The sequence below is a fragment of the Mycobacterium sp. IS-3022 genome (genome assembly GCF_001500065.1).
Taxonomy (GTDB): domain Bacteria; phylum Actinomycetota; class Actinomycetes; order Mycobacteriales; family Mycobacteriaceae; genus Mycobacterium.
The window spans coordinates 23,531-48,698 of sequence record NZ_LQIN01000004.1; the positions used below are offsets into that span (position 1 = coordinate 23,531).

Annotated in this window: 25 protein-coding genes; 13 read left to right on the top strand and 12 right to left on the bottom strand. The window is 66.9% G+C overall.

Annotated elements, in window-relative coordinates; genetic code table 11:
* The first annotated feature begins 53 nt into the window (after positions 1–53).
* The 3 genes from AU188_RS05130 to AU188_RS05140 all read left to right on the top strand — a co-directional run bounded on the left by AU188_RS05130 (position 54) and on the right by AU188_RS05140 (position 5,245).
* Positions 54–1,403 carry an aldehyde dehydrogenase family protein gene (locus tag AU188_RS05130; RefSeq protein WP_172799401.1) on the top strand — a complete coding sequence of 450 codons (1,350 nt, stop codon included), beginning with the start codon at positions 54–56 and terminating at the stop codon, positions 1,401–1,403.
* A gap of 314 nt (positions 1,404–1,717) precedes the next feature.
* Positions 1,718–2,602, top strand: a complete 885-nt coding sequence (locus tag AU188_RS05135) for a hypothetical protein (protein WP_059162784.1) — start codon at positions 1,718–1,720, stop codon at positions 2,600–2,602.
* A 36-nt stretch (positions 2,603–2,638) separates the two neighbouring features.
* Positions 2,639–5,245: a zinc metalloprotease gene (locus tag AU188_RS05140; RefSeq protein WP_059162663.1), complete on the top strand. Its 2,607-nt coding sequence runs from the start codon at positions 2,639–2,641 to the stop codon at positions 5,243–5,245.
* 3 nt (positions 5,246–5,248) lie between these two features.
* On the opposite strand, the gene aceA is transcribed toward AU188_RS05140, so the two are convergent.
* Positions 5,249–7,546, bottom strand: coding sequence for an isocitrate lyase ICL2 (gene aceA, locus AU188_RS05145; protein WP_059162664.1), 2,298 nt, complete (start codon positions 7,544–7,546; stop codon positions 5,249–5,251).
* A gap of 41 nt (positions 7,547–7,587) precedes the next feature.
* Entirely contained in the window at positions 7,588–8,442 is an 855-nt protein-coding gene (locus AU188_RS05150; RefSeq protein ID WP_059162665.1) for a helix-turn-helix transcriptional regulator, read from the bottom strand.
* 73 nt (positions 8,443–8,515) lie between these two features.
* On the opposite strand from AU188_RS05150, the gene AU188_RS05155 reads away from it, so the two are divergent.
* Complete coding sequence (locus AU188_RS05155) at positions 8,516–9,193, top strand: class I SAM-dependent methyltransferase (protein WP_059162666.1); 678 nt, start codon at positions 8,516–8,518, stop codon at positions 9,191–9,193.
* Here the strand turns inward: AU188_RS05155 and lhgD are convergent.
* Positions 9,162–10,385: an L-2-hydroxyglutarate dehydrogenase gene (gene lhgD, locus AU188_RS05160; RefSeq protein ID WP_059162667.1), complete on the bottom strand. Its 1,224-nt coding sequence runs from the start codon at positions 10,383–10,385 to the stop codon at positions 9,162–9,164. The two genes, AU188_RS05155 and lhgD, sit on opposite strands and share 32 nt — an antisense overlap.
* Before the next feature lie 163 nt (positions 10,386–10,548).
* Between lhgD and ripD the strand changes: the two genes are divergently transcribed.
* The 4 genes from ripD (at position 10,549) to AU188_RS05180 (ending at position 13,586) form a co-directional block, all read left to right on the top strand.
* Positions 10,549–11,091, top strand: coding sequence for an NlpC/P60 family peptidoglycan-binding protein RipD (ripD, locus tag AU188_RS05165; protein ID WP_059162668.1), 543 nt, complete (start codon positions 10,549–10,551; stop codon positions 11,089–11,091).
* A gap of 269 nt (positions 11,092–11,360) precedes the next feature.
* A complete protein-coding gene (locus AU188_RS05170; protein WP_059162669.1) occupies positions 11,361–11,870 on the top strand; it encodes a universal stress protein in 510 nt (169 codons plus the stop codon).
* Between the two features lie 12 nt (positions 11,871–11,882).
* Entirely contained in the window at positions 11,883–12,266 is a 384-nt protein-coding gene (locus AU188_RS05175) for a universal stress protein (protein ID WP_082686497.1), read from the top strand.
* Positions 12,267–12,452: 186 nt separating this feature from the next.
* Positions 12,453–13,586, top strand: a complete 1,134-nt coding sequence (locus AU188_RS05180; protein ID WP_156426590.1) for an acyl-CoA dehydrogenase family protein — start codon at positions 12,453–12,455, stop codon at positions 13,584–13,586.
* On the opposite strand, the gene AU188_RS05185 is transcribed toward AU188_RS05180, so the two are convergent.
* The 3 genes from AU188_RS05185 to AU188_RS05195 form a co-directional block, all read right to left on the bottom strand.
* Complete coding sequence (locus AU188_RS05185; protein ID WP_059162672.1) at positions 13,587–14,546, bottom strand: haloalkane dehalogenase; 960 nt, start codon at positions 14,544–14,546, stop codon at positions 13,587–13,589.
* Positions 14,543–16,102, bottom strand: coding sequence for a class I adenylate-forming enzyme family protein (locus AU188_RS05190; RefSeq protein WP_059162673.1), 1,560 nt, complete (start codon positions 16,100–16,102; stop codon positions 14,543–14,545). The genes AU188_RS05185 and AU188_RS05190 overlap by 4 nt, the downstream gene beginning before the upstream one ends.
* A gap of 66 nt (positions 16,103–16,168) precedes the next feature.
* Complete coding sequence (locus AU188_RS05195) at positions 16,169–17,128, bottom strand: esterase family protein (protein WP_059162674.1); 960 nt, start codon at positions 17,126–17,128, stop codon at positions 16,169–16,171.
* 286 nt (positions 17,129–17,414) lie between these two features.
* Here AU188_RS05195 and AU188_RS05200 point away from each other — a divergent pair, with 286 nt between their 5' ends.
* Entirely contained in the window at positions 17,415–18,626 is a 1,212-nt protein-coding gene (locus AU188_RS05200) for an NAD(P)/FAD-dependent oxidoreductase (protein WP_059162675.1), read from the top strand.
* Here the strand turns inward: AU188_RS05200 and AU188_RS05205 are convergent.
* Positions 18,595–19,242: an MOSC domain-containing protein gene (locus AU188_RS05205; protein WP_216636167.1), complete on the bottom strand. Its 648-nt coding sequence runs from the start codon at positions 19,240–19,242 to the stop codon at positions 18,595–18,597. The two genes, AU188_RS05200 and AU188_RS05205, sit on opposite strands and share 32 nt — an antisense overlap.
* 125 nt (positions 19,243–19,367) lie before the next feature.
* Between AU188_RS05205 and AU188_RS05210 the strand changes: the two genes are divergently transcribed.
* Positions 19,368–19,802, top strand: a complete 435-nt coding sequence (locus AU188_RS05210) for a DUF4383 domain-containing protein (RefSeq protein ID WP_059162676.1) — start codon at positions 19,368–19,370, stop codon at positions 19,800–19,802.
* A 31-nt stretch (positions 19,803–19,833) separates the two neighbouring features.
* Here the strand turns inward: AU188_RS05210 and AU188_RS25225 are convergent, their stop codons facing one another.
* Positions 19,834–19,974 (bottom strand): hypothetical protein, encoded by a 141-nt coding sequence (locus tag AU188_RS25225; RefSeq protein WP_156426585.1) that lies wholly within the window; start codon positions 19,972–19,974, stop codon positions 19,834–19,836.
* Positions 19,975–20,608: 634 nt separating this feature from the next.
* Between AU188_RS25225 and AU188_RS05215 the strand changes: the two genes are divergently transcribed.
* From AU188_RS05215 to AU188_RS05225, 3 genes are all read left to right on the top strand, one after another.
* Entirely contained in the window at positions 20,609–21,124 is a 516-nt protein-coding gene (locus AU188_RS05215; RefSeq protein WP_059162677.1) for a hypothetical protein, read from the top strand.
* Positions 21,125–21,175: 51 nt separating this feature from the next.
* Positions 21,176–22,759 (top strand): threonine/serine exporter family protein, encoded by a 1,584-nt coding sequence (locus tag AU188_RS05220; RefSeq protein ID WP_059162678.1) that lies wholly within the window; start codon positions 21,176–21,178, stop codon positions 22,757–22,759.
* A gap of 82 nt (positions 22,760–22,841) precedes the next feature.
* The gene (locus AU188_RS05225; protein WP_059162679.1) at positions 22,842–23,174 is read left to right on the top strand and encodes a hypothetical protein; all 333 of its coding nucleotides are present in this window, start codon (positions 22,842–22,844) and stop codon (positions 23,172–23,174) included.
* A gap of 10 nt (positions 23,175–23,184) precedes the next feature.
* On the opposite strand, the gene AU188_RS05230 is transcribed toward AU188_RS05225, so the two are convergent.
* From AU188_RS05230 to AU188_RS05245, 4 genes are all read right to left on the bottom strand, one after another.
* Positions 23,185–23,832 carry an FKBP-type peptidyl-prolyl cis-trans isomerase gene (locus AU188_RS05230; protein WP_502687588.1) on the bottom strand — a complete coding sequence of 216 codons (648 nt, stop codon included), beginning with the start codon at positions 23,830–23,832 and terminating at the stop codon, positions 23,185–23,187.
* 37 nt (positions 23,833–23,869) lie between these two features.
* The gene (locus tag AU188_RS05235; protein WP_059162681.1) at positions 23,870–24,298 is read right to left on the bottom strand and encodes a nitroreductase family deazaflavin-dependent oxidoreductase; all 429 of its coding nucleotides are present in this window, start codon (positions 24,296–24,298) and stop codon (positions 23,870–23,872) included.
* Positions 24,299–24,420: 122 nt separating this feature from the next.
* Positions 24,421–24,705, bottom strand: coding sequence for a DUF1905 domain-containing protein (locus AU188_RS05240; protein ID WP_059162682.1), 285 nt, complete (start codon positions 24,703–24,705; stop codon positions 24,421–24,423).
* Between the two features lie 38 nt (positions 24,706–24,743).
* Positions 24,744–25,121, bottom strand: a complete 378-nt coding sequence (locus AU188_RS05245; RefSeq protein ID WP_286137305.1) for a VOC family protein — start codon at positions 25,119–25,121, stop codon at positions 24,744–24,746.
* Positions 25,122–25,168: the final 47 nt, after the last annotated feature.

The window sequence follows — 25,168 nt, forward strand, 5'->3', positions numbered from 1 at the left end:
GCACGGCGGTTGACCGTGTGGGAAGCGGGTAACACCCTTCGGTGTCTGAAACCATGGATTTGACTGTTCTGGACCCGCGTACCGGCGACATGGTGACCCGGATTCCGATCACCGACCCCGCAGCCTGTGCCGAAGCCGTAGCGCGAGCCCGCAAGGCGGCGCCGGCGTGGGCGCGCACCCCCGCGGCAGAACGGGCCGGGGCGCTGACGAAGGCGGCCGCTGTGGTCCGCGAAGCGGCAGCCGAACTGGCCGAGCTCAACGAACGCGAGACCGGCAAGCTGCGAGACGACGCGTTGGGCGGAGTCGACGCCGGCGCGGGCACGTTGGTGCAGTACGCCGAACTCGGTCCGGTGCACCGTGGACGCAGCTTGCACGGGTCGTGGGCCGCGACCGACCTGATGGTTCCCGAGCCACGCGGTGTCGTGGCGGTGCTGACCCCGTGGAACGATCCGGTAGCCGTGGCGGCCGGCCTGCTCGGCGCGGCGCTGGTGACCGGAAACACGGTGGTGCACAAGCCAAGTGATCGGTGCCCGGCAACCGGCCGACGGTTCGCCGAGCTGCTGGCCGAACACCTTCCCGCCGGTGTGCTGGAAATCCTCGACGGCGACGGAGCCGTCGGTGCCCAGCTTTCCTCGGCGCAGGACGTCGACGTGGTGGCACATGTGGGCAGCAGTGCGGTCGGCCGGGCGATCGCGCGGGCGTGCGCGGAGCGCGGCGCAAAGACGGTGCTCGAGAACGGAGGCAACGACGCGTTGATCGTCGACGCCGGAGTGGATCCGCGGTGGGCGGCCGAGCAGACCGCGCTGGGCGCGTACGCGAACGCCGGGCAGATCTGCGTATCGGTCGAACGGGTTTTCGTGGTCGGCTCGATGGCCGACGCCTTCCTCGACGCTTTGGTCGACGAAGCGCGCGGATGGGAGGACCGGATCGGGCCGATGGTCGATCGGCAGCAGCGTGCGGTGGTCCAGGATCACGTCGACGACGCCGTCGCCAACGGCGCGCGCGCTTTGATCGGCGGCGAACCACGACCGGGCCCGGGCGCGTTCTACCCTCCCACGGTGCTGACCGACTGCACACCGGACATGCGGGTGTTTCGGGAGGAGACGTTCGGCCCAGTGGCGCCGGTGCGGGTCGTACCCGACTTCGAGACCGCGCTACGCGAAGCCGCCGACGATCGCTACGGGTTGGCTGCCACCGTGCTGACCCCCGACATGGCCCACGCGCAGGAGGCGTGGCGGGCGTTGCCGGTCGGCACCGTCAAGATCAACGACGTCTTCGGGGGCGCACCCGGCGGGGCGTCGCAACCGCGCCGCGCGAGTGGCAACGGGTTCGGCTTCGGACCCGAACTGCTCGACGAGATGACCGTGATGAAGGTCGTGCACTGGTCACCGCCGGGCAGCTGAGCCGCCACCCACCGGTTGCCCCGGAAACTTTCCGCTCCTGGCTGGGCCCTTCGGGAAAACGCCTTCACTGCGTTCAGCAAAGCCTACTTGTACGCCGGCGACAGATTGGCGCAGGTGCCAGCCCGTATCACCGGGCGAGACTTTCGTTGGAGTTAATTAGGCTGTCGTCTATCTAGCTGCGTAAACGGAACTTTTCTAAGCATTTTCTGAGGAATTTTGTTGATCATGGCTCCGGCTGGGTACGCCACCCCACATCAATGTTGGCCAGATCACTCGTCGCCAGCAACGTCGGGTGGCGCACACGGGAGAGCATCATGAGTAGCCAGGGACTGACGCCAGAAGAACTCGAAGCCGAGGTGGCCACCGTGCTTCCCGACAAAGAGGTCGTCTCGATTCTCGACCTCAACGTCGACGTGGACGTGTTCCTCGACGTAGCTTCGCCGATCGACCTTGCCGTCGCAGCGCAACTCAACGTGGCGGCCCCGATCGACGCCGCGGCGGGCGCGAACGTCATGTCGGAGAACTCCACCGCCGGCGCCCTCGTCGATCAGCAGGTTTCCGTGAACCAGATCATCGACGCCAATGCGACGGCGATCTCGACTCAGGACAGCGGGATCGACCAGGCCGATGTGGCCGACGGCGATCCGGTCCCGCCGCCTCCGGATGACGGTGGCACGGTGGAAGTCGGAGATCTGGCGACGCTGGAGGGCCCGCTGCTCAACGTCAACGTCAACGTCGACCTCGACACCGACCTGGCGGCGCCGATCGCCGGCGCGGTGGCGGCGAACGCGAACGTGGCCGCGCCGATCAGCGCCGCGGTGTCGGCGAATGTGCTGTCGGTCGACTCCGAGGCGGATGCGATTTCGTATCAGGACGCGGTCATCAGCCAGGAGTTGACCGGCGAAACCTATGCGGGAGCGGAGCAGATCTCTGAGATCTCGCAGGGCACGACGCAACCCGATACCGGTGGCACGGCGACTGGTGAGACGAGCACGGCGGCCCCGTCGCCGGGCGGCGACAGCGCCGCGACGGGCGGTGCCAGCAGTGGTTCGAGCGGGTCGACCAGCAGCGGCGGTTCCGCCAGCGCCGGTGGCACCAGCAGCGGCGGAAGCACGGGTGGCGGAGGTACGTCCGGCGCCAGCGGCGGAAGCACGGGTGGCGGAGGTACGTCCGGCGGCAGCGGCGGTTCCGCGGACTGACGGACCTGCCGAAGCCACTGATTTCGGGTTGCCGCGATGACGGTCACAGCCGAGCGGGCGGGTACCGGCGAAGCCGCCATCCTGCATCGCGCGGACGGTGTGGAGTTGATCGGCGCGATGGCGGGATCCGGGTACCGGGTGCCGCCGGCGTTGGTCCGCCGGGGCGACGGCCAGACGATCCAGCTGACACCGCTGCTCTATGGAGTGCTGCGCCAGATCGACGGCGCCCGTACCACTTCCGAGGTGGCGGCCGCCGTGACGAAGTCGAGCGGGCGCACCGTCACCGAGGACAACGTCCGCAACCTGGTCGACCGCAGGCTGCGGCCCCTCGGTCTGTTGCGCCATATCGACGGCACCGAACCCCGACTGAAGAAACGCGATCCATTGCTCGGTCTGCGGCTGAAGCGCGCCGTGACCGAGCCCGACCAGACCCGGCGCTTCACCGACCCGTTCCGCTTCCTGTTCCGCCCGTGGGTGGTCGTGCCCGTTCTGACGGCGTTTCTGGTCGTGTGCTGGTGGGTGTCGTTCCGCAAGGGTCTGGCCGCCGCTGCCTACGACGCCTTCGAACGCCCGGGACTACTCATCCTGGTGTTCGTGGTGACCGTCTTGTCGGCGGGTTTCCACGAGTTCGGGCACGCGGCGGCGGCGCGATATGGCGGCGCGACTCCCGGCGTCATGGGCTTCGGCCTCTATCTGGTATGGCCGGCCTTCTACACCGATGTCACCGACTCCTACCGTCTCGGTCGGGCTGGGCGGTTGCGCACCGACCTCGGTGGGCTCTATTTCAATGCCATTGTCGCCGTTGGCATCACGTCTCTTTGGCTGTGGCTCGGGTATGACGCGCTGCTCCTCGTGGTGGCAACACAGATCATCCAGATGATCCGCCAGCTCACCCCACTTGTCCGATTCGACGGCTATCACGTGCTGGCTGACCTCACCGGCGTGCCCGATCTCTACGGCCGGATGAAGCCGACACTGCTCGGGATGCTGCCGTGGCGCTGGGGCGATCCGCAAGCGCGCGAGTTGAAGTGGTGGGCCCGCATCGTGGTGACCGGATGGGTCATCGTTGTGGTCCCGCTGTTGCTCGGCATGATCACGTTGGCCGTCCTCGCGCTGCCCCGGTTGATCGGTTCGGCGTGGGCCGGACTGAACAAGCAGCAGGACGTGTTGGCCACCGCGTGGACCGATGGTGACCCGGTGCAGGCGGTCGCGCGCGTGCTGGCGATCATCGCGATCGTCATCCCGATGGCGGGGCTGATCTGTCTACTGGCCCGGATGGCTCGGCGAATCGTCGTCACCGCGTGGCAGGGCACAGCGGGTAGACCGCTGCGGCGGCTGCTCGCCGGCCTCGTCGGGGCGGTCGCGTTGGCCGGCATCGCGTATGCGTGGTGGCCGCAGGCCGACAACTACCGGCCGATCGACGCGTCCGAGCGTGGCACGCTGAGCGACATCTTCTACGCCTTGCACGTTGAGCCGTTGGGGGATTCGCCGTCGCGAACCGTCCAGGAAACGCCGCAACCGGTGGCGGCAACACGCGCGTTGACGCCGGGTCAACGTGGAGTCATGCCAGCGCTGTGGGACACCCGCACACCAACGCCAACCGTCAGGTCACCGCAACTCGCGGTGATCTTGGTGCCCCGACAACCGGTATCGGCGGCCAACGGCGGCGGGTACGGCGGGTACTTCGTCGCCGCGCCGGCACCGCAACCCGATCAGGGATGGGTGTTCCCGTTCGACAAGCCCGTCGCACCTGAGCCTGGTGACGCCAACAACCAAGCGCTCGCGGTGAACACCACCGACGGCACCGTGGTGTATGACGCCGCGTTCGCTCTCGTCTGGGCGACCGACGAGGAATACGCGATGAACGTGAACGAGGCGCACGCCTACGCTTCGTGTGAGAACTGCGCGGCGATAGCGGTCGCTTATCAGGTGGTGTTCGTCATCGATCAGGACGAGACCAATGACAACGTGGCCGTTCCACAGAATCTTGCCGGTGCACTCAACTACGAGTGCGTCAACTGCATGACGTACGCCCTCGCGCGCCAGTTGTTCGTCACCCTCGACGAGGATCTGTCGCCGGAGGCCAAGGCCGAGCTCGATGAACTGTGGCAGGACATCGCCGCTTACGGTGACCAGATTGCGGCCGGCAACGTGGATCCGAACAAGATCGATGGCGAGCTCGCCGAGTACACCGAACAGATCATGTGGATCGTCGAGCGGGACCAGCCCGGCACATTCCCGTCGCTGACCCAAACCACCCCTGAACCGACCACCGCCCCCAGCACGACGGCGGCACTGTCGCCGTCACCGTCTGCACCCACTGCGCCCCCGAGCACACCGGCCACGGAATCGAGCGAAATCGCTGAAGCGATAGCGCCGACGGACACCGCAACCGAGGAGCCGACATCGTCGGCATCCGCGACGAGCGGTGCTGCAACACCGACGAGTTCGCCGACGCCCGAGCCTGTTACGGAAACCACAACCGGGACCGATGCGACCACGGCCGGTACCCCCACGGGCGGGATGACGGCCGGAACAGCTACCAGCGGAACGACCGCAGGAACAACAGGCGGAACGACGGACGGAGCGACCGGCGGAAGCGATTCGGACGCGTCTTCCTCGGACGGCACCGGGTCCTCGTGAGCGTCAGTCCTCCTTGCGGATCAACCGGCCCAGTGCCTCCCGGTCGGGGGCCAGCAGTTCCTCGATTCTCGGTTGGTTGACGTCGGCCACGATGATCTCGCCGACCTCCTGGTAGACGTCGCTGAAGATGCCGTGCGATTTCATCTTCTCGGTTTGATAGATGTTGTCCTCGGTCGGCGTGACGTAGTAGACGATCTCGGCCTTGAACCGGTGAATCAGCCATAGGTGCACGACGCTCATCAGCCGCTTCTGGCGCAGCTTCTCGGCGAAGGTGTTCTGGTCACGCACCGTCAGGATGCTGCGGCCGTGCCGGTCCTTGATCGGGTCGACAATCACGTTGGCGAGCTTCTCGTCCTCGCCGTCACGTTCGCCGTAGATCCCGAGTTCGAGCACGTCCGATCCGGGCCGCGTCGGCCGTAGCTGGACGCGCAGCTTCTCATCGAGTTTGTAGTGCTCGCCCCATAGCGCCAGCCACTCCTCGAGCAGCTTCTTCGGCACCTCGGTCTGCACCAGATGCTGATGCTGGGTCGAGCCTTTGCCCATCGCCTTGGTGGTCGCCAGGCGGCCCGACGACGCGGCCAGTGCAGCATCGCTTCGCGGGCCGCCGACGAGCGTTTGCGGTGTGCGGTACGGAGATTCGACCAGTCGCATCTTGCGCTGCAGGCGCGCCAGCGCGAGCATGCCGTCCTGTCGCAGCGCGGTGGCGAACTCCTCGGATGCAACGCCGTCGACCTGGTGTCCGCCGTAGGTGATGAAGTTGAAGACGAAACCCATCTTCCCGAGTTCCACTGGGAACGCTCGCATCTCGTCGTCGGTCATGCCGGTGGTGTCCCAGTTGAAGGAGGGGGACAGGTTGTAGGCCAACATCTGGTCGGGGAACACGGCGTGGACTGCCTCGGCGAACTCGCGTGCGTCGGCGAGGTCGGCGGTCTTGGTTTCCATCCACAGGATGTCGGCGAACGGCGCCGCGGCGAGCGACTTGGCGATCGCGTACGGAATGCCGCCGCGGACCTGGTAGTAGCCCTCCGGGGTCTTGGCGAGTTCGCAATCCCAACCGACCGCCGCGCCGAGCTCCCGGGCCTTCTCGCGCGCGGTGTACAACGGCGCGAGCCGGGCGAAATCGCGCCACTCGGTCACACTCATATCGAGTTGTTCGCCTTCACTCTCGCGGAACTCGAGTAGCTCGGCCACGGCCTCCCCGTAGGTCATCAGCCCGGCATCGACCTGCCAGGCGTCGACGCACTTCGACTCGACCTCGTCGAAGATCTCGTCGATCGCGCCGTCCGGGCGGTCGTGGTACGCCGAGGCCGCCTCGGTAACCGCGTCGCCGATGCCGTGGCGGTCCAGCCACGCGTTGGCGGTCGCGTACTCACCCTCGGGCATCGCATAGAGCAGATGGCCGTTGAGCTCGCTGACCCCCGCCTCGTAGAAGCGACGCATCATCGCCAGATAGCAGGACTTGTACGACGGCACCTTCAGATTCGTCACGCCAAGCAGGAACGGCTGGTCGCGCTCGTCGGCGCGGCTGTCGATGAGGTTGGCCGCCTCGGCATCCGTGCGGGCCACGATGATGCCCGGCACCTTCATGATGTCGAGTTGGAAACGCGCGGTGTTGAGCCGTTTGATCTGCTCGTCGGACGGCACGAGCACCTTGCCACCCTGGTGGCCACACTTCTTCGTGCCCGGGCGCTGGTCCTCGATGTGGTAGCCGGGCACCCCGGCCTCCACAAAGCGGCGAATCAAGTTGCGCACGTGCGGATCCCCGCCGTGGCCGGTGTCGGCGTCGGCGATGATGAACGGGCGGAAGTCGACGGCAGGCGTCGCCTCGCGCTGCTTGTCCGACATCTGCAGCCGCAGGTACTGCTGGTTGCGGTCGGCGGTGAGCAGCGCACGGACCAGACCGGCGGCCTCCTCGGGCACCTGGCTGAGGGGGTAGCTCGCCAGGTCGGGCCCAGGGTCCTCGGTCGTGGACCCTTTGGCCGACGTCGCCCAGCCACCGAGGTAGATACCCTCGATGCCCATGCGTTTCATCGTGACGGCCTGCCCGGGTGAGTAGGGGCCGAACGTGGTGATGCTCTTCTTCTGCGCGAACAGTTCGCGAAGGCGCGCGTAGAACGCGGTGGCGGCTTCACGGGCGACGATGTAGTCGGAGGGGATCGTGCCGCGTTGTTCAGCGACTTGGCGGGCCGAGTACAGGCGGGTGATCCCGTCGAATCTCGGGCTGTCGAAGTACCGCTGCGTGGCAGCGACCTCCTGCTCGAACGGGGTCTGAGGCGCGGCGTCCGTTTCGATGATGGCCATGAATTCACCCTACGGCGACCGCTTGGCTGACGCTGCCGTTATCAGCCGGGCCGACCGCGCCAGATGCGCGGTGAGGTGCCGTGTACCCGGCGGAACTGCCTGGAGAAGTAGCCGGGATCCGCTATCCCGACCCGACGCGCCACCTCCTGGATCGACAGGTCGGTATCGGCCAGCAGCCGGCGGCTCTCGGCCATGCGCCGTTCGATGATCCACTCCTGCACGGTGCGCCCGGTGCGCCGGCGCACCAACGTGGTCAGGTGGCCGGGCGTCATCCCGATCTCGGCGGCCACGTCGCGCAGCGACAGCGGCGTGTTGTGCCGCCGCTCGATCACCGCGAACACCTCGGCGAGTACGGGTTCGCCGCTGTGACGCAAGTCGCCGACGACGTCGACGGCGAGGCGGGCGAGGTCGATCAGCAGCAGCGTCAGGTGGGCAAGTGCGGCCTGCCGGTAGCCGTCCTTCCGCTCCGTCAGCTCGGCTTCGATCGACCCGATCGCGGCGTCCCAGGCGGGTCGGCGGGCGCCAGGCAGCCGTAGTTCGAGCAGGCCGCCGGACTCACTGTGCAGGAACGGAAAGAGCAGCGGATGCGCCCGCCACGCCGGCCACGGCGACTCGCCGTCCTCGCCCAGCGCCACGGGGTCGAAGAAGATTCCGACACCGCCGCCGGCGCGGTCCAGCCTGCTCGGATCGAGCACCGCACCGGCCGCCGCGACATAGACGAGCCCGGCCGAGGCGACGTACCACAAGGCGGGAAAGTCGTGGATGTGGCGGCCCCGTTCGAGCACCTCATCCCGGCCGGCGCGGACCACCGAGACCGGGGGTGCGTCCGGACCCGTCGGATACTGGTACATCGGTACGCCACTTCGATGCCTGACCAACCGGGATGCCAGCGCCATATGACGAAAGATAGTCCTGGTTTCTACAAAAATCACCTAACTTACTTAGGCTGCAGGCGTTCACGATGGAAGCATGACCGAAAATCATCCAAACTTCATCACCGGTGCCATGGGTAACCGACACGACTATCTACCCGCCGCGGGCCACGATGCATTCCTGCCCGGCTACGACCTGCTGACCCGATTACTGGGCATGAACAGGGTCTACGACGCCCTGATCAGCCGGTCCGAACTCGCGGACGCGCGGTCTGTGCTCGAAGTCGGTTGCGGGACCGGAAATGTCAGTGTCCGCGCGAAGCGCCGCTATCCGGCACTGACGGCCGTCGGCTGCGATCCCGACCCGCGAGCGCTTAGCCGTGCTCAACGAAAGGCCCGCGGCTTGACGGGAATTCGGTTCGAGCCCGGCTACGTCCAGAAGCTCCCGTATGCCGAGGGCGAGTTCGACCGGGTGTTGTCGTCGATGATGTGGCACCATCTCGATGAGGATGTGAAAAGTGAAGCCGCACGGGAGATCCTCCGCGTCTTGCGGCCCGGCGGCAGACTGTACCTCGTCGACGTCGGAGGCGACATGACCGCCGACGACGGGCTGGCGGCACGACGCATGCTCCGTAGCGCACATGTCGCGGGCAATCTCGGCGACGCGATTCCGCGGCTGTTGCGCAGTGTCGGCTTCGATTGCGACGAGGTCGACACTCAACGGCATCGCTTCGTCGGCAGGCTTACCTACTACCGGGCTGTTCGCCCGGGGTGAGCGTGGCGACGACGTGCTCGGCGATCGCCAGCGCCGACGTGGCCGCGGGCGATGGTGCATTGCGTAGCACCACGACGCGGTCGCGGACGCTGATCCGGAAATCGTCGACGAGTCCGCCGTCGGAGTCGAGGGCCTGGGCCCGCACACCTGCGGTGCCGGGCACCACGTCGTCGTCACGCAATGCGGGTACATAGGCCCTGGCGGCCGTGATGAACCGCCGCCTGGACAACGAACCGGCCACCTCGCGGATCCCCGTGCGCCAATGCCGCCGGGCGAACCGCCAGAACGCAGGCGTTCGCACGATTTCAGCCGCATCCCGCATCGACACCGTGCCCCACGAGTAGCCCTCACGCGCCAGTGCCAGCACGGCGTTGGGTCCGATCAGCACCTCACCGTCCACCCGCGGGGTGATGTGGACACCGAGGAATGGATAGCGCTGGTCGGGCACGGGATACACCAATCCGTTGACGAGATCGCGCCGGTGTGGTTTCAACGCGTAGTACTCGCCGCGGAACGGCATGATCACCGGATCCGAGCCGTCACCGGCCATCTGGGCCAGCCGGTCACTCTGCAGACCGCCACACACGACGACCCGGTCGAACGCGGCCTCCTCGTGGCCGACGGCTGTCCGTGCGCTGACAATCACTTCGGCACTGCCCGGCCGCATCGCCGTTATCTCTTGTCGCAGGCGTACTTTCGCGCCTGCATCGATCGCATCGGCGGCAAGTGCCCTTGTCATCTCGGCGTAGTCGACGATGGAGGTCGACGGTGAGTGCAGGGCGGCGAGTCCGCGCACATTGGGCTCGAGCTCGTGCAGCTCCTCGGCGCCGATGATCCGCACTCCCGGAACGCCGTTGGCCAGTGCGCGCCGCTCGATGTCGGCAAGCCGCAGCCGTTCTTCGTCGGTGAGCGCCACCAACACCTTGCCGCAAGCGATCCGGCGGATCCCGCGTTCGGCGCAGAACGCCTCGAGTAGCTTCACCCCCCGACGACAGAGCACCGCCTTCTGCGAACCGGGTGGGTAGTACAGACCCGCGTGCACCACCCCGCTGTTGCGTCCGGTTTGGTGTGTCGCGAGGCGGTCCTCCTTCTCGAACAGCGTCACCCCACAGTCCGGGCTGCGCCGCAGGATCTCGCGGGCCACCGCCACGCCGAGGATGCCGCCGCCGACCACCGCGACGCGTTCACTCATCGCCGGTCCAGTGCGGGCATCGGAAGGGAGTAATCACTGTTCGGTTACGGTACTGCATCTCATTGACTTTGAGCCAGGCGCGAATTGGCATCTTCGGTGGTCCAGACGGTACAAGTGATACAGCGCCACCGGTGTGCGCGCAGTCGAGAAAGAGCTAGGAACCATGAGACGCATCTACGCCTTGGTGCTCGGTGTCGCCCTGTTGGCGACCATCCCCGGGGTGGCCGCCGCTGCACCGTCCCCACGGTCCGCGGTCAACCAGCAAGCGGTTGACTCGGTCATCGCCCGCGGCCTGGCTCAGCGCGGGGTTCCGTTCTCCTACGGCGGGGGAGATGCGAACGGACCGACCAAGGGTAGTGGCACGGCCGAAAACGTCGCCGGGCTCGACCGCGAGGGTCACGTCGTCGGCCTCAACCCGGCGGTCAGCACCGTCGGTTTCGACGCATCCGGTCTGATGGTCTATTCGTTTGCCGGTATCGGTGTGAAGCTGCCGCGGTCATCGGGCGCGCAGTACACCGTCGGCCAGAAGGTGTTGCCGTCAGAAGCACTGCCCGGTGATCTGATCTTCTACGGCCCCAACGGGAATCAGAGCGTCGCACTGTACCTCGGCAACGGACAGATGCTGGAGGCCACCGAGCCCGCTGTCACCGTCTCGGCGGTGCGCACCAACAACATGGCGCCGTACCTGGTTCGCATCATCAAGTGACTGGCGCACCGCGGCCTTGGGTCATTACGCAAGTGCCAGGCGTGCCCACCCGGAAGCATGGAAGTCCGCACTACACGGCCGCGTGCCCCGCGCAGTCTCCAAAGATGACGGCATCGGACCGAATCAGCCGAATTCACTTGTCTGCCAGGCATTGACGGTTTCGCCGATTTCGTTGCGGTGTTGCACCGCGCGGAGGAGCATCGATACCAGCAAGACCGGCCACTGCACAGCGGCTGCTGACCGCCGACGTCCGAGGGAATGGCGGAACGATGCCCACATACGAGAAGGTCGTTGTCGGCGTACACGACAGCGCTAGCGGCCGCCGCACCGTTGAGCTCGCGGCGTCACTGAGTACCGAGACGGCGGCTCGGCTCGTCCTCGTCGCTGCTTACGGCGCCGGAGAGCGTCGGCCGCACGAAAGCGGTTCCTACCTGGAAGCCGGTCCCGGTCCGGCCGAATTGGCCCTCAAGCGCGCCCTGGAGATATGCGAGGCGTTCGGAGTTGACAACGCCGAGACGCATGCGGTCGCGGGCGATCCGGTGACAGTGCTGGTCAACGCCGTGCGGGAGCACCAGGCACCCGTGCTCATGGTGGGTAGCCATGGGCTGGCAACGCTGAGTGGCCGATTGCTGGGCTCTGTCCCGGGCGGGGTCGTCCGGGAGGCGGAGTGCGACGTCTTCGTCGTGCAGACCACCACCCAGCGCTGGCGCGTCCGCCTGCGGAGGCGGCCGTCAAGTTACCGCCGCACGGTCCTCGTCGGCGTGCATGACACCCCGTGATCGAGGGTCGCGCTGGTCAGGGCGGCCAAGCTCTCCGTCGACTTTGACGCCGATCTGATCCTCTTCGGAGCCTACGAGCAGCTGTTTCGACCCACGTTGGAGAACGCCATCAATGCCCTCGATGACGAGAGCTACTTGGTGCAGGGCACTTTCCCGATCGAGTCCGTGCTGAACGACGCGGAGCGCCACGCCCGGGCGCTCGGTGCTCGGGTGGCCGAGCGCGTAATCGTGGCGGGCGACCCGATGAAGGGTCTGCTGAAAATCGCCGACAAGACGGGTGCCGACCTCATAGTGATGGGCAACCACCAGCTCACGGGCCGGATGTCGCAACTCATCGGGTCCATCAGCGAGCAGGTGACTCGCAGGACCCCGACTCACGTTCTGCTGGTGCACTGACCGCGCGCGGCGGTAGGGCCGGCCGCTACCGTCGCGATCACTGCGGCGGCCTTCATCTGCATGCGGGGTGTACATCGTGCACCCGCCGATACCGATCCCAATATCGGCACGACGGTCTTCTGATAAAGAGGACGGGTGACGTCGACACTGGGATCCGCCGAGAGCATCGCGGGGCGGGTCCGCACCATGCGCGAGACCGTACAGGGCGAAGCCGGGGAGTCGGAGCGGCTGCGCACGCTGAGCCCGGCGATCGTCGAGGCGATGTGGGATTCCGGTCTGATGACCGCATTCAATCCGACGCCCGCAGGCGGGGTGGAACCGTCATTCGCCGAGATGATCGAGACCTGGATCGAAATGGCATGGCAGGACGGATCGTTCGGGTGGATCGGCATCGCCAACCTGCCGTCGTCGTTCGCCGCGGCCGCCTACCTGCCCGACGCCGGGTTCGCCGAGGTGTTCACCGCGCATGACAATCGCGTGACCATGGGCGGCCAGTTCTTCCCCAATGGTCAGGGCACCGCCGAAGCGGGCGGTTACCGGCTGACCGGGTCGTGGAGCTTCGGGTCGGGGATCGGGCATTCGCAGTATGTCGCCGCGGGCTTCCTGCCGATGGACGGCACCGAGATGCGCTGGGTCAGTGAAGGTGTGCCGGACATGCAGGTCGCGGTGCTCCCGCGCGATCAGGTGAGCTTCAACGACGGCTGGCATGTGCAGGGACTCAAGGGGACGGGCTCCTACGACTACAGCGTCGAGGACGTGTTCGTGCCGGCCGAACGGACTTTCGCGTTGTTCACCCGCGAGCCGCTGCGCGGATCGTCGCCCGCGACGCGGATGGGGATGATGCCGGTCACCGCCGCCGGTCATGCGTCGTGGGCGCTCGGGGTGGCCAAGAGCATGCTCGACGACGTCCAAGAGCTTGCCGCGACGAAGTTCCGGATGAGCGACATGGCGTCGCTGGCCAGTCGGCCGACCTTCCAGAAGGGGCTGGCCCACCACGTCGCGGCCTGGCGGGCGGCACGGCTGCTGGTGCTCGACGCGTTCGAGACGGCCGAAAGCGCTGTGGGGGCGGGCGAAGAGCTGACCCCGGCCCTTCGCGCGGATATGCGGGTGGCCGCCGTGTACGCCACCGATGTGGCCCGCCAGTGCGCGGAGTGGGCGCATCTCGTCGCGGGCACCAGCTCGATTCGCGAAGGCACCCGCCTGGAACGAGCGTTTCGCGACATGTACACCGGCACCCAGCACGCGTTCATCAGCGAGAAGGTGGCCATCGACGCCGCCCAGGTCTGGCTCGGCGTCATCGACGACCAATTCGGCCTGTAGTCAGCCGGTGCGCGCGACAAACTCGGCGATGATGCGACCGAGTTCCTCACCCCGTTGCTCCTGCACGAAATGGCCGGCACCTGTCACTGTTATATGAGGTTGACCCTTCGCACCGGGAACGTGGTCGGTGAACACCTTGTCCCAACCGCGCGTTGCCGGATCCCCGTCGGAATACGCGGTCAGGAACGGCCGCCGCCAATCACCCAGCGCGGCCATGGTGGCGCGTCCGATGGCAGCCCCACGATCGTTGCGCGTCAACGGAATCAACGCGATCATCTGGCGTAGCCCGGCCGTGAACCGACGGTCGGGGAACGGTGCGTCGTAGGCAGCGCGGACATCTGGGCTCAACGGCCCGGCCACCGCGTCGAGGAAGAAACTCGGGACCAGTTCCGGCAAGCGCTGGTAGTACGAAACATAGTCGAGCAGAGTCTCTTGGTGGATGACCTGTCCGTCACCGACCGCGTGGTGCGGCCACTCCAGCTTTCCCGCGAGGTCGGGGTCGCACGTGTGCAGGATGGTGTTCGTCGCGACGACGCGCGCGAACCGGTCGGGATCGCGGGCCAGCACGCTGAGCCCGATGGGACCGCCCCAGTCCTGCACGACCAACGTGACATCCGAGAGATCCAGTCGGGTGATCGCGCTGTGCAACCAGTCGATGTGCCGGTCGAACGTATAGTCCGTCGGGTCGGTCAGTTTGTCGGACCGGCCGTAGCCGATGTGGTCCGGCGCGATCACCCGCAGTCCAGCCGCGAGCAGCACGCCGATGACGTGCCGGTAGAGATACGACCAGGTGGGCTGCCCGTGGAGCAGGACGACAACGGGCGCGTCGGCAGGCCCCTCATCGACGTAATGCATTCGCAGTGGGCTGACTCCGCGCGTTTCGACATCGACGTAGCGGGGTTCGAACGGATAGTCGGGCAGCACCGCGAAGCGCTCGTCCGGAGTTCTGATCACGCTCATCGGATCACCGTGGAGTCGAGGACACCGTCGACGACCATGGCGCGCAGTGTCTTTCGGTCGAACTTTCCGCTGGGCAGCGTCGGAATCTGGTCACTGGTCGCCAAAACCCAGCGCGTCGGCACCTTGTAGGCCGACAGGTGCGCGCGGGTGCGGGTGGCCAGCGAATCGACATCGATACCGGCGCCGACCGGCACGACGACCGCACAAACTTCCTCGCCACGCGTGGGATCGTCGATCCCGAGCACCAGACACTGCGCCACGTCGGGGAATTCGCCGATGACGGCCTCGACCTCCAGTGGCGACACGTTGGCGCCCGCGGCCTTGATCAGCTCGGTTGTCCGTCCCACGTAGAACAGCCGCGGATCCCCGTCGCGGCGGTAGACGCGGTCACCGGTGTGGTACCAACCGTTTTCGTCGAACGTCTCCCACCGCTCTCGCTTGTTGTAGCCCGCCATCACGCCGATGCCGCGGACGAGCAGTTCACCGACCGCCCCGTCGGCGACGTCGCTACCGTCCTCGTCGACGATGCGCATGTCGGTGAACGCGAAGCCGCCCGCCGTCTCGGACATGGTGCGGTGCACGGGGAATCCGTCGGGCACGTCGACCATCGCGATGTCGAGCGGCCCATCGCGCAGCATCGGCGCACTGCTCAGGTCGCGGTCGCCGAAGCTCGGGTGCTCGCGCAACCGCTGGGTGAAGGCTGGCCACCCGACGACCCCGGCGGCCCGCTCCCGCTCGATCATGTCCAGCGCGGTCTCGGCGTCCAGGCGTGGCATCGCCAGCACGGTGAGGGGTTCGTGCAACGCCCCGGTTGCGGCGAGCAGCCCGCCGACCCAGAAGAACGGCATCGCACACAGGATCCGTGTCGGCCCTTCGCTTTTCGTCACGGCGCGGATGGCGTTCGGCCACGTCGACGTCTGGCGCACCAGCGTGCCGTGGGTGTGCATGACGCCTTTCGGGTCCGCGGTGGAGCCCGAGGTGTGGATCACGACGGCGAGATCGGCGGGGGAGACCTCGGCCTCGGCGGCGCACAGCACATCTGCGGTCACCCCGTCGGCACCGTCGACCCAAGGGGTGGCCCAGTCGGGAACCGGATCGTCGACGAACACGATGCGGCGCAGGTACGGCGCGGCGGCCAGGGCCAGCCGGCCGGCCGGCTGGGCTGCCAACTCCGGCCAGGCCGCCTCGAAACGCTCGGCGACGTCGATGGTCAGCACCCGGCTGGGAGCGATGAGCATCGCGATGTCGGCCAGCCGTGCCACTTTGGCGATCTCCGCCGGGGTGTAGAGGGTGCTGAGGGGGACGGCCAGCGCGCCGATACGCGACACCGCCAGCCACCAGATGACCCAGTCGACCCCGTTCGGGAAGAACAGGCCGACGCGGGTGCCCTTGCCGACGCCTTCGCGCAGCAGCCCTTGCGCAAGCCGCGCCGAGCGCTGCTGCGCCTCGCGGTAGGTGAGCCGATCCGCCGAGGTGATCAGGTAGAGGTGCTCGCCGAACTCGTCGCAGGCGCGCTCGAGGAGCGCGGGAACGGTCGGGCGTGGCTGCTGCGTCACGCAGCGATTGTCTCTGACGACGCTGGGCGACCGCACGAGGCGGCCGCCCAGCGACGTCTGCGGACCTCAGGCGCCCAGCGTGGCCTGGATGTCGCCCTTCATCGCGTTCAGCTGCGAACCCCAGTAGCCCCATCCGTGGGTGCCGTTGGCCGGGAAGTTGAACGTGCCGTTGCTTCCGCCCGCGGCCTCGTAGGCCTGCTGGAAATTCTTGTTGCTGTCCAGCGTGATGGTCTCGAGGAACTGGCCGGCGATGTCCCCGCCGCCGCCGAGTTCTGAGGGAACGCCGTTGCCGCAGTACACCCAGATGCGGGTGCCGTTGCTCACCAACCGGCCGACGTTGACTGTCGGGTCGTTGCGCTGCCACGCCGGTCCGCCGGGCGCGCCCCACATCGCGGTGGCGCTGAACCCGCCCGCGTCGCGCATCGCGACGCCGACCAGCAGCGGCCACACGCCGTCGGAGAGGTTCAGAAAGCCCGACAGCGATGCCGCGTAGCGGAACTGGCCCGGATGGTAGGCGGCCAGGATCAGCGCCGCACTACCCGACATCGACAGACCCACCACGGCGTTGCCGGTAGCCGAGATGCCCTTGTTGGCGGCGAGATACGCCGGCAACTCGGAGGTGAGGAACGTCTCCCACTGATAGGTGTAGGTGCCGCCGTTGCCCACCGCCGGGCTCTGCCAGTTGGTGTAGAAACTGGACATGCCGCCGACCGGCATCACCACCGACAGCCCCGACTCGAAATAGTTCTCGAACGCCGCGGTCTCGATGTCCCAGCCGCTGTTGTCGTCACGGGCACGCAACCCGTCGAGCAGATACACCGCGTGGGTGCCGCCGCCCTGGAATTTGACCGGGATGTCGCGGCCCATCGCGGCCGACGGCACCATGAGCGTCTCCACCGGCAGGCCCGGTCGCGAGTACGCCGCGGCAGTGGACGATCCGCCCGCCACCGCGACCAGAGCCGGAATCATCAGGGCCACCATGGCGCCGGCCATCAACCGGCGGGCCCAACTGTGTAGCAATGTCATCGCCTGGACTTTCCTGTTGAGGGATACCGCTGAGCGGTGGCGCGAATGTGGCGGACCGGCGCCGGTGGCCGGACGCTGAACAGATGCCGCTGCTTCACATCTGCGTACGGCGAGAACCGCCGCGCAACCGCTGCTGCCTGTTTGTCGGCGCCTGACACCACCGCGTTACGGGAACCGTCGATCGCAGCGCAGTGAGCGTCACCATTCGGTAATCGCCGACTTTTTGCGGTGCGCCGACGCAGCGAATAGCGTCGGTGCCGAGAAGGACGATGGCGAGGCGAGACGGATGACACAGGGCTACGACCTGGTGATCGTGGGCGGCGGACCGGCCGGGGCGGCGGCGGCCTGGCAGGCGGTCCGCACTGGTGCGCGCGTCGTTGTGCTCGACAAGTCGACGTTTCCGCGCGACAAACCGTGCGGCGACGGGCTGACACCGCGCGCCGTGAGCTTTCTGCAGAAGATGGGGTTGGCCGAAGAAGTCGCGCGGTTCCACCGGGTGAACGGTGCCAAGGTCTTCAGCCCGAGCGAATGGAATCTTGCGTTTCCGCGCCGCCCGGGGATGCCCGACCACGGCTACGTGGCTCGCCGGACCGAACTCGACACGCTGCTGCTCGAACGGGCTCAGACCGCCGGTGCCGAGGTGCGGCAGGGCGCAGAGGTCGTCGCTCCGATCGTCGATGACGCCGGCCGCGTCGCCGGTGTCACGCTTCGAAGCGGCGAACACGTGCGGGCCGACGCGGTGATCGCCGCCGACGGCGCCTATTCACCGGTCAAGCGTGCGCTGAACCTCGACTCGAGGTATCACGGATACTCGGCGATCGCGATTCGCGCCGAGATGCCCGTCGACCGGCCCGACACCGACACGCTCGACATCTACTTGAAGCTGACCTTCGACGGCGACCAACTGCCCGGCTATGGCTGGCTGTTCCCCTTGGGCGGCGGGCGAGCCAACGTCGGCCTGGGCTACTGCACCAGTTACAAGGACTGGCACCGGATCAACGCCACGGCCCTCTTCGACGAGTTCTTGGCCGGACTTCCGCGCGACTGGAAGCTGCCACCGATCGACGACCTGAAGAAGTCCAAGGCGCTTCAGGCGTGGCGACTGCCGATGGGTTTCACCGCCTGGCCGCCATGGCGGCCGGGTGTGCTGTTCGCCGGTGACGCGCTCGGCGCCGCCAGACCCGTTTCGGGTGCTGGCATTTCGAAGGCGCTGCAGTCCGGGATGGCCGCGGGGGAGTGCGCGATTGCGGCGTTGACCAATGGTGGGCCCGACGATTTCACGAATTACGCGCAGCGCGTCGAGGCGGACTGGGGTAGGCAGTACCGCCTGGGCCGGTTCTTCCACCGGGTGGTCGGCGTCCCGGCCATCGCGAATGCCGGGATCAAGGTCCTTGACACAGTGAGTCATCCGGGTGTGCGGTCACACCTGCTGTTCTGGGAGGGATGGGGCGATCCGGACGCCGCGGCTAGCCGTGACGCCTACGCACATACGCCTTGAGTTCGGCCGACAGGGCTTCGGCGGTGAGCAATTGTGGAAGCAGCGACGGGTCGGACATCCGTGCGCGGAAGGCCATCTCGATGGTGACGTCGTGTCCGGGACGGTCCTCGACGACGATCTCGTCGCCCGCGCGCACCGTGCCGGGCGAGATAACCCGAAGATACGCACCGGGTTTCGCGGCTTCAGTGAAGGTCTTGATCCAACGGTCCAGTTGCAGAAAGGCCGAGAACGTGCGACACGGCGTGCGCGGCGCCGACACTTCGAGCAGCAGCCCATCGGTGCCGACGCGCCACCGTTCGCCGATCCGCGCCTGCGTGACGTCGACCCCTGTCGTGGTGAGGTTCTCGCCGAACATGCCGTTGGTGAGGGGGCGATCCAGCCGAGTTTCCCAGTCGTCGAGGTCTTCTCGGGCGTACGCGTATACCGCTTGGTCGTCTCCGCCGTGCAGCTTCGGATTACCGATGGTGTCGCCGACGAGCCCGCTGCCCAAACCGTCCCTCATCGGGCCCGGCGCACGCACCATCACCTCGTTGTCGGCGGCTACCTTGTCGATGCCCGTCGATCTCGACGGCGCGTCCGGATTCACCCGTACTCGAGCGACATTCACCGACAGCACTTTCGTCACCCGCACAGGGTAATGGCCGCCGGCGCGGCGAATCGGACCGCAGAAAGTTACTTCACCATCCCTACTACGTAGCGTAGTATTCATGACGAAGCTGCCGACACCAACGGAGGTGCGCCGTGAAGTGGAGTTTCGCCCAGGTCGGTCTACTGATCATTGCCGCCTTTCACGTCATCCAGGCGGTGATCGGGTTCATCGTCGAACCGAGTTTTGCGACCGGCCCGGATGCGCCCACCGCGCAGATCTTCGGGATGGACTACAACGGCTGGCATGCGGTCGCCGGGTTGGCACTGTTCGGGCCGGGATTGGTTTTCGCGATGCGCAAGTCGTGGTCGGTGCTGTATCTGCTCGTCGCCGCGGTGGCCGGCGCACTGCCCGGGATCTGGGCGTTCTTCTCGAACCAGGTCGCCTACGTGTTCACGTTTCCCAACAACATCACCGACGCGGTCGTGCACCTGGTGACCTCCGCGGTGATGGTCGCGGTGGCCGGTATTCAGATCCGTATGGATGGAGGCTTGCGCAACTCGCTTGCCGATCTGCGTCAAGGCCCGTAATCGGTGTCTGGACTTGACCTTCGCTGAAGACTCAGCCGGAAGCGTCCTGGTCGTCGGCTGAGGGCACGCCTTGCGGCGGAGGCGTGGAATATGCCGGAGCGGTCGGCGGCACCGCCTGTCCGACGTCGTCGCCCTGTGGCGCTTCCTCCGCGGGCTGTTCCGGTGAGCTCATCGCTTCTCTCCTGGTCCTGGGTTTCCTGCACTGCGATACCCAGTGACCGGCTGAGGAAACCGCTCATAGTTGGGATCGGTAGCCGACCACACTTCGTGTAATTGCTCCGACGGCGCCTTGCGCGGACGACAATGAGCACGAGGGATCGACATGACCACGACTTCCAACCCGAAGCGAACCCTCGGCGCTGCGCTGATGTCGGTAGGCGTCGCGATCGCCGGTGTCGGACTGATGGCGGGCACTGCTCAGGCATTTCCAGGCCCGCCTGTGCCGATGCAGGCCTGGCCCGGGTGCCCGGATGAAAGCCCCGCGGGTCCATGTCGCTGGTGTCCGGGGGACCCTCCGGTGCAGACCGGAAATCTGCGGGTGAACCCGGTGGTATGGGACGAAACCGTTTGTCACACTTACTGGTACGTCTACCACGGGCAGGGCAACGTCGCCCAGAACATCTTCGAAGGAGAGGCACCACCGCCTCCGCCTCCGCCGCCTCCCAACCTCACTCCGCCGCTTCCGCCCGGATGGTGCTGGTCGCTTTTCCTTCCCTGGCCCTGCCCTTGAGGGTGCTCGAGAGCCGAATAGCTTTGCGTGGCAACGCAATACGGTTACGCACGGGGTGCCGGTATCGTTGACCGACATGCGGCACCCGACCTTCGGTCACTCGGACTGCGAGCGCATCGCAGATGGAGTGTTGGCACAACCTGTCCTGGCCCTCACCAGCCTGGCGTACGTGGCCGCCGGGCTGGCCGTTCTGTGCTGGGCCGTGCGGGGTAGGGGAGTCCTGGCGGCAGCGGCAGGAGGCGCGCTTGTCGCAGTGGGTTTCGGCAGCATCGTCTACCACGGTCCTCAGCCGTCGTGGGCGGGGCTGGTCCACGACTGGCCCATCGTCGCCGCGGGGGCGTTGTACATGGTCGGCTTGGCCCGCGGCGTTCGCGGAAAGCAGCAGTCGGCATGGATCACAGCGGCAGGTGTCTTCATGCTCGGCGTGGCGGCCTACGTCGCAGGCCGATCCGGCTCGCCGCTGTGTCGACCCGAGAGCCTGTGGCAATACCACGGCGCGTGGCATGTCCTGTCGGCCGCCGCAGGGGGACTGGCCGCCTGGGCGATGGCGCCCGCCCGACAGCCGGCGCAGGTGACAATCGTCGACGACTAGCGGCCCCGCTGGATGCGGCGCTGTCACGCGGCGTCAGTATCCTGCACGTCAATGGCGCTTGATCGAACGCCCGGCACTGGTCGCGTCCGCCGAGGTTTGCGAAATGCACTGCGGGGGCGCCGCGATCCGGCGCCGATCGCCGGGCAGCGGCGGCGGTCTGCGGACGGAATGGGTGACGTGCACACCCGTAAGGTTATCGACCTCACGATCCGGCTCGCGGAGGTGATGCTGTCATCGGGGTCAGGAACCGCCGACGTCGTGGCCACCGCGCAGGACGTGGCTCAGGCGTACCGACTGACCGACTGTGTCGTCGACATCTTCGTCACCACCGTGATCGTGTCGGCGTTGCCGACCGCCGACAGCCCGCCCGTCACCATCGTGCGAGCCGTGCACACCCGGTCGACCGACTACACCCGGCTCGGCGAACTCGACCGACTCATTCAGCGGATCACTTCCGGCGGTGTGACTGTCGACCAGGCCCACGAAGCCATGGACGAGCTCACCGAACGGCCGCACCCGTACCCCCGCTGGCTGGCGACAGCGGGATGGGCCGGCTTCGCCCTCGGCATCGCCATGCTCCTCGGTGGCGGCTGGTTGACCTGCTTGCTGGCGGCCTTGACGTCGGCGGTCATCGACCAGGTGGGTCGGCAACTCAACCGCATCGGTACGCCGTTCTTCTTCCAGCACGTCACTGGTGCGGCGATCGCCACCTCGGTCGCGGTGGCGGCCTACCTCTATGCGGATCTGGGGCCCACCGCGCTGGTGGCCACCGGCATCGTGATGCTGTTGTCGGGGTTGACGTTGGTCGGTGCGATGCAGGACGCGGTAACGGGCTACATGCTGACCTCGCTCGCCCGGCTCGGCGAAGCGGTGTTGCTGACGTCCGGAATCGTCGTGGGCATCATCGCGGGCCTGCAGGTCGCCGAAATCGCAGGGATCTCGATATCGCTGCACGTCGATGCGACCGAATCCTTCATCGCGCCGAGCGGAGCGTTGCCGATCTTTCTTGCGGTATTCGGCGCGGCGCTGGCGGGCGCATGCCTGACCGTGGCGAGCTACGCGCCGCTGCGAGCCATCGCCACCGCCGCACTCGCGGCCGGCTTGGCCGAGGCCGTGCTGATCGCACTAAGCAATGCCGGATTCGGTCAGATTTTCGCCAGCGGAGTCGCCGCGGTCGGTGTGGGTCTGGTCGCCACGCTGATCTCGATTCGGCGGCAAGCACCCGCCTTGGTGACGGCCACCGCGGGCATCATGCCGATGCTGCCGGGCCTCGCGGTTTTCCGCGCGGTGTTCTCGTTCGCCGTCGACGGTGACGTCGACAACGGCCTGCGCCAGATGATGTCGGCGATCGCGATAGCGCTCGCCCTCGGCAGCGGTGTGGTGCTGGGGGAGTTCCTCGGCTCACCACTGCGCTATCGCGCCGGCCGGATCGGCGACTTTGTCCGCAAGGAAGGACCGCCCGGGCTCCGCCGGGCCGTTGGCCGCGTTGTTCGGCTACGGCCCGCCGAAAGACATCCGACGACCGCGGTGGCGAGGACGCGAAGCGTGGCGCTGGAACCGGCGCCGACCGAGGACCCCGAGGACGACAGCGACGACGCGCCCGACACGGACAACGACGAAGCCGACAAGCAGTGAGCTTAAGGTGGCGTTTGGTCACCGCGGAAGAAGGTTATAAATTCTAAGTATCCGATTCGGTTTCAACGCTGGAGGCGTGCTCATGAGCTTTCTCAAGACCGCTCTGCCTGCGGTAGCAGTCGCAGGCGGGTTGGCCGCAGGGGTTCTCGCCCTGGGTGCTCCGGCAAGCGCCCAGCCGCCGCCACCGCCCCCACCCGCGCCGCCAGCGCTGGCGGCAGAGGCGCCCCAGCCGGGGGCTCCGCGCCCGGCGCCGGTGCTCGGCGAACCGGTTCCGCCGTGGGCGCCGAAGAAACCCGCCGAGTTCTGGCTCGGGGAGCCCGTCGTGTGGTTCTCGGGCTGGGGCGGCCGTTGGGGTGTGTGGAAGAACGGTGCTTTCATCCACCTGTCGAAGAACGTCGTCACCGGTGGCGGCTGACAGTCTCGGATCAGCGTGAGGCGTCGAGGATCTTGATCGCGAAGATCAGTGAGTCGCCGGGCTGGATCCCAGCGGCAGGCTGACCTTCTGGGTAGCCATCGGCAGACGTCATCGCGACGGCGACCGTCGACCCGACCTTCTGTCCGGCGATAGCCTTCTGGAATCCCGGTACGACTCCGTCGAGCGGGAAGTCGACCGGCATGCCGCGTTCGTAGCTGTCGTCGAACACGGACCCGTCGCGTCCGTTGACGCCCATGTAGCAGACGAAGACCGTGGCCGTGTCTGCGACGACCGGTCCGTCACCGGCCTGCAGCGTGTGCACCTGGGTCTCACTCACGCTGAACGGTGGCTCGACCTTGATGAGCGGTGCCGCCGTCGCGGTGGAACCGGTGACGGCGACGCTGCCGGTGTCGCCGTTGAACGTCCACTCGGGCGTGCCGCCGTCTTGCGGCGGAGCCGTCGGGCACGTTGCAGCGGCCGGGTCCGCCGTTTCGGTAACCGAGGGGATGAACTCGTCGGCGAGCGAGGAGGTGCTTGTCGATGATGTGGTGGTTGTCGATGAAGCTTCCGTGTCAGAGCCGCAGGCGGCGAGCGTCATGGTCATGGACGCGGCACAGGCCGCGAGCGCCACGGAAGAAGACATACGAGAAAGGTTCACGGCCGTCACGCTACCGACAGCCGCAACCGCGGCGCCGCTAGGTGCGCTTGAGCGCGAGTACCGGAATGGTGCGGATACCCGCGGTCTTCTTTTCGTAGTCGGCGAAACCGGGGTAGCGACGGGCTTGTTCACTGAAGATGCGATCGCGGTCGGCGCCGAGGACCTCGGTGACGCTGACGGTATGGGTGTCGCTACCCAGTTCGACCTGTGCGGTGCCGGCCGCGGTGAGGTTGTAGTACCACGCAGGGTTCGTTGGTGCTCCTGCCTTGGAGGCGAAGACATAGATGGTGTCAGGGTCGTCCTCGTCCGGCAGGTACATCATCGGCGTGACGCTCTGCTTGCCGGTTTTGCGGCCGGTGTGGTGGACGAGCACCATCGGAGCGCCCTCGAAGTTGCCGCCCACGCGACCGCCGTTGGCGCGGAACTCGTTGATTATCTGGGTATTCCAATCGTCAGGTGCGCTCATCGTGGTGTTCTCCCATGCTCGGTGCTCAGATGATCGTGATGGGTGAGGTGGACCTCTGCCGACCCTACGACGACATGTACTGCGGCTGAAGGAATTGGGAGCATCGAGCGACGGGAGAAGGATCAGTTCAGCCGCTCGGTGAGGTGGACCTCGACCTCGTCACCGTCGTCCTTGTGGATTGCCCTGCGGGTGGCAGCAGTCACCGGAAGTTTGTGGGTTCCGTCACCCAGGGCCATGAACGCTCCGGTGAACGGCTGTCCGTCGACGGTGCCTGCGACTTTGACCAGACCTCGAGTACCGAAGATCTGCGCCGAGTCGGCAAGCTGCACACAGGTCCAGGTATCACCGGGGCGTGCCTTGCCCAGGCGAGCGGTGAATGTGATGTCCAATGGCCGTGCGTCCGCCATGATCGTTGTCCTCCTTGCTGATACGCCGAGCCGGTTGGTCAGCGCGAGTCGAGCTCATCGGTGTCCTCCAGGTAGACCAAGCCGTTGCCATCGGGGTCGGCGAAGGAGAACATCGCCGGTATTCCCTCCATCAGGACCAGCGTTTCGTTGTGCAGGGTGACCCCCGACTTGCGGATCGTGTCGTGGGCTCGTTGCGCATCAGTGGTGCCCAACCGGATCGCGACCGGGATCTCGCTGTCGGGCGGAAGAAGAACCAGCGAAACGCCCGAGCCCGGCGGCGCGACCTCGATCAGTCGCGCCCCCGGCCAGACTTCCACGTCGGTGCGGAGTTCGAGCCCGAGCACCTCCGTGTAGAACTTCAGCGCTGCGTCCTGGTCTGACACCGGAACCGACACGCTCAGCACTCTCGTTGTCATCGTCATACTCAGTAAGACTCCGCCACAGGACGAAAATCATCGCCTTG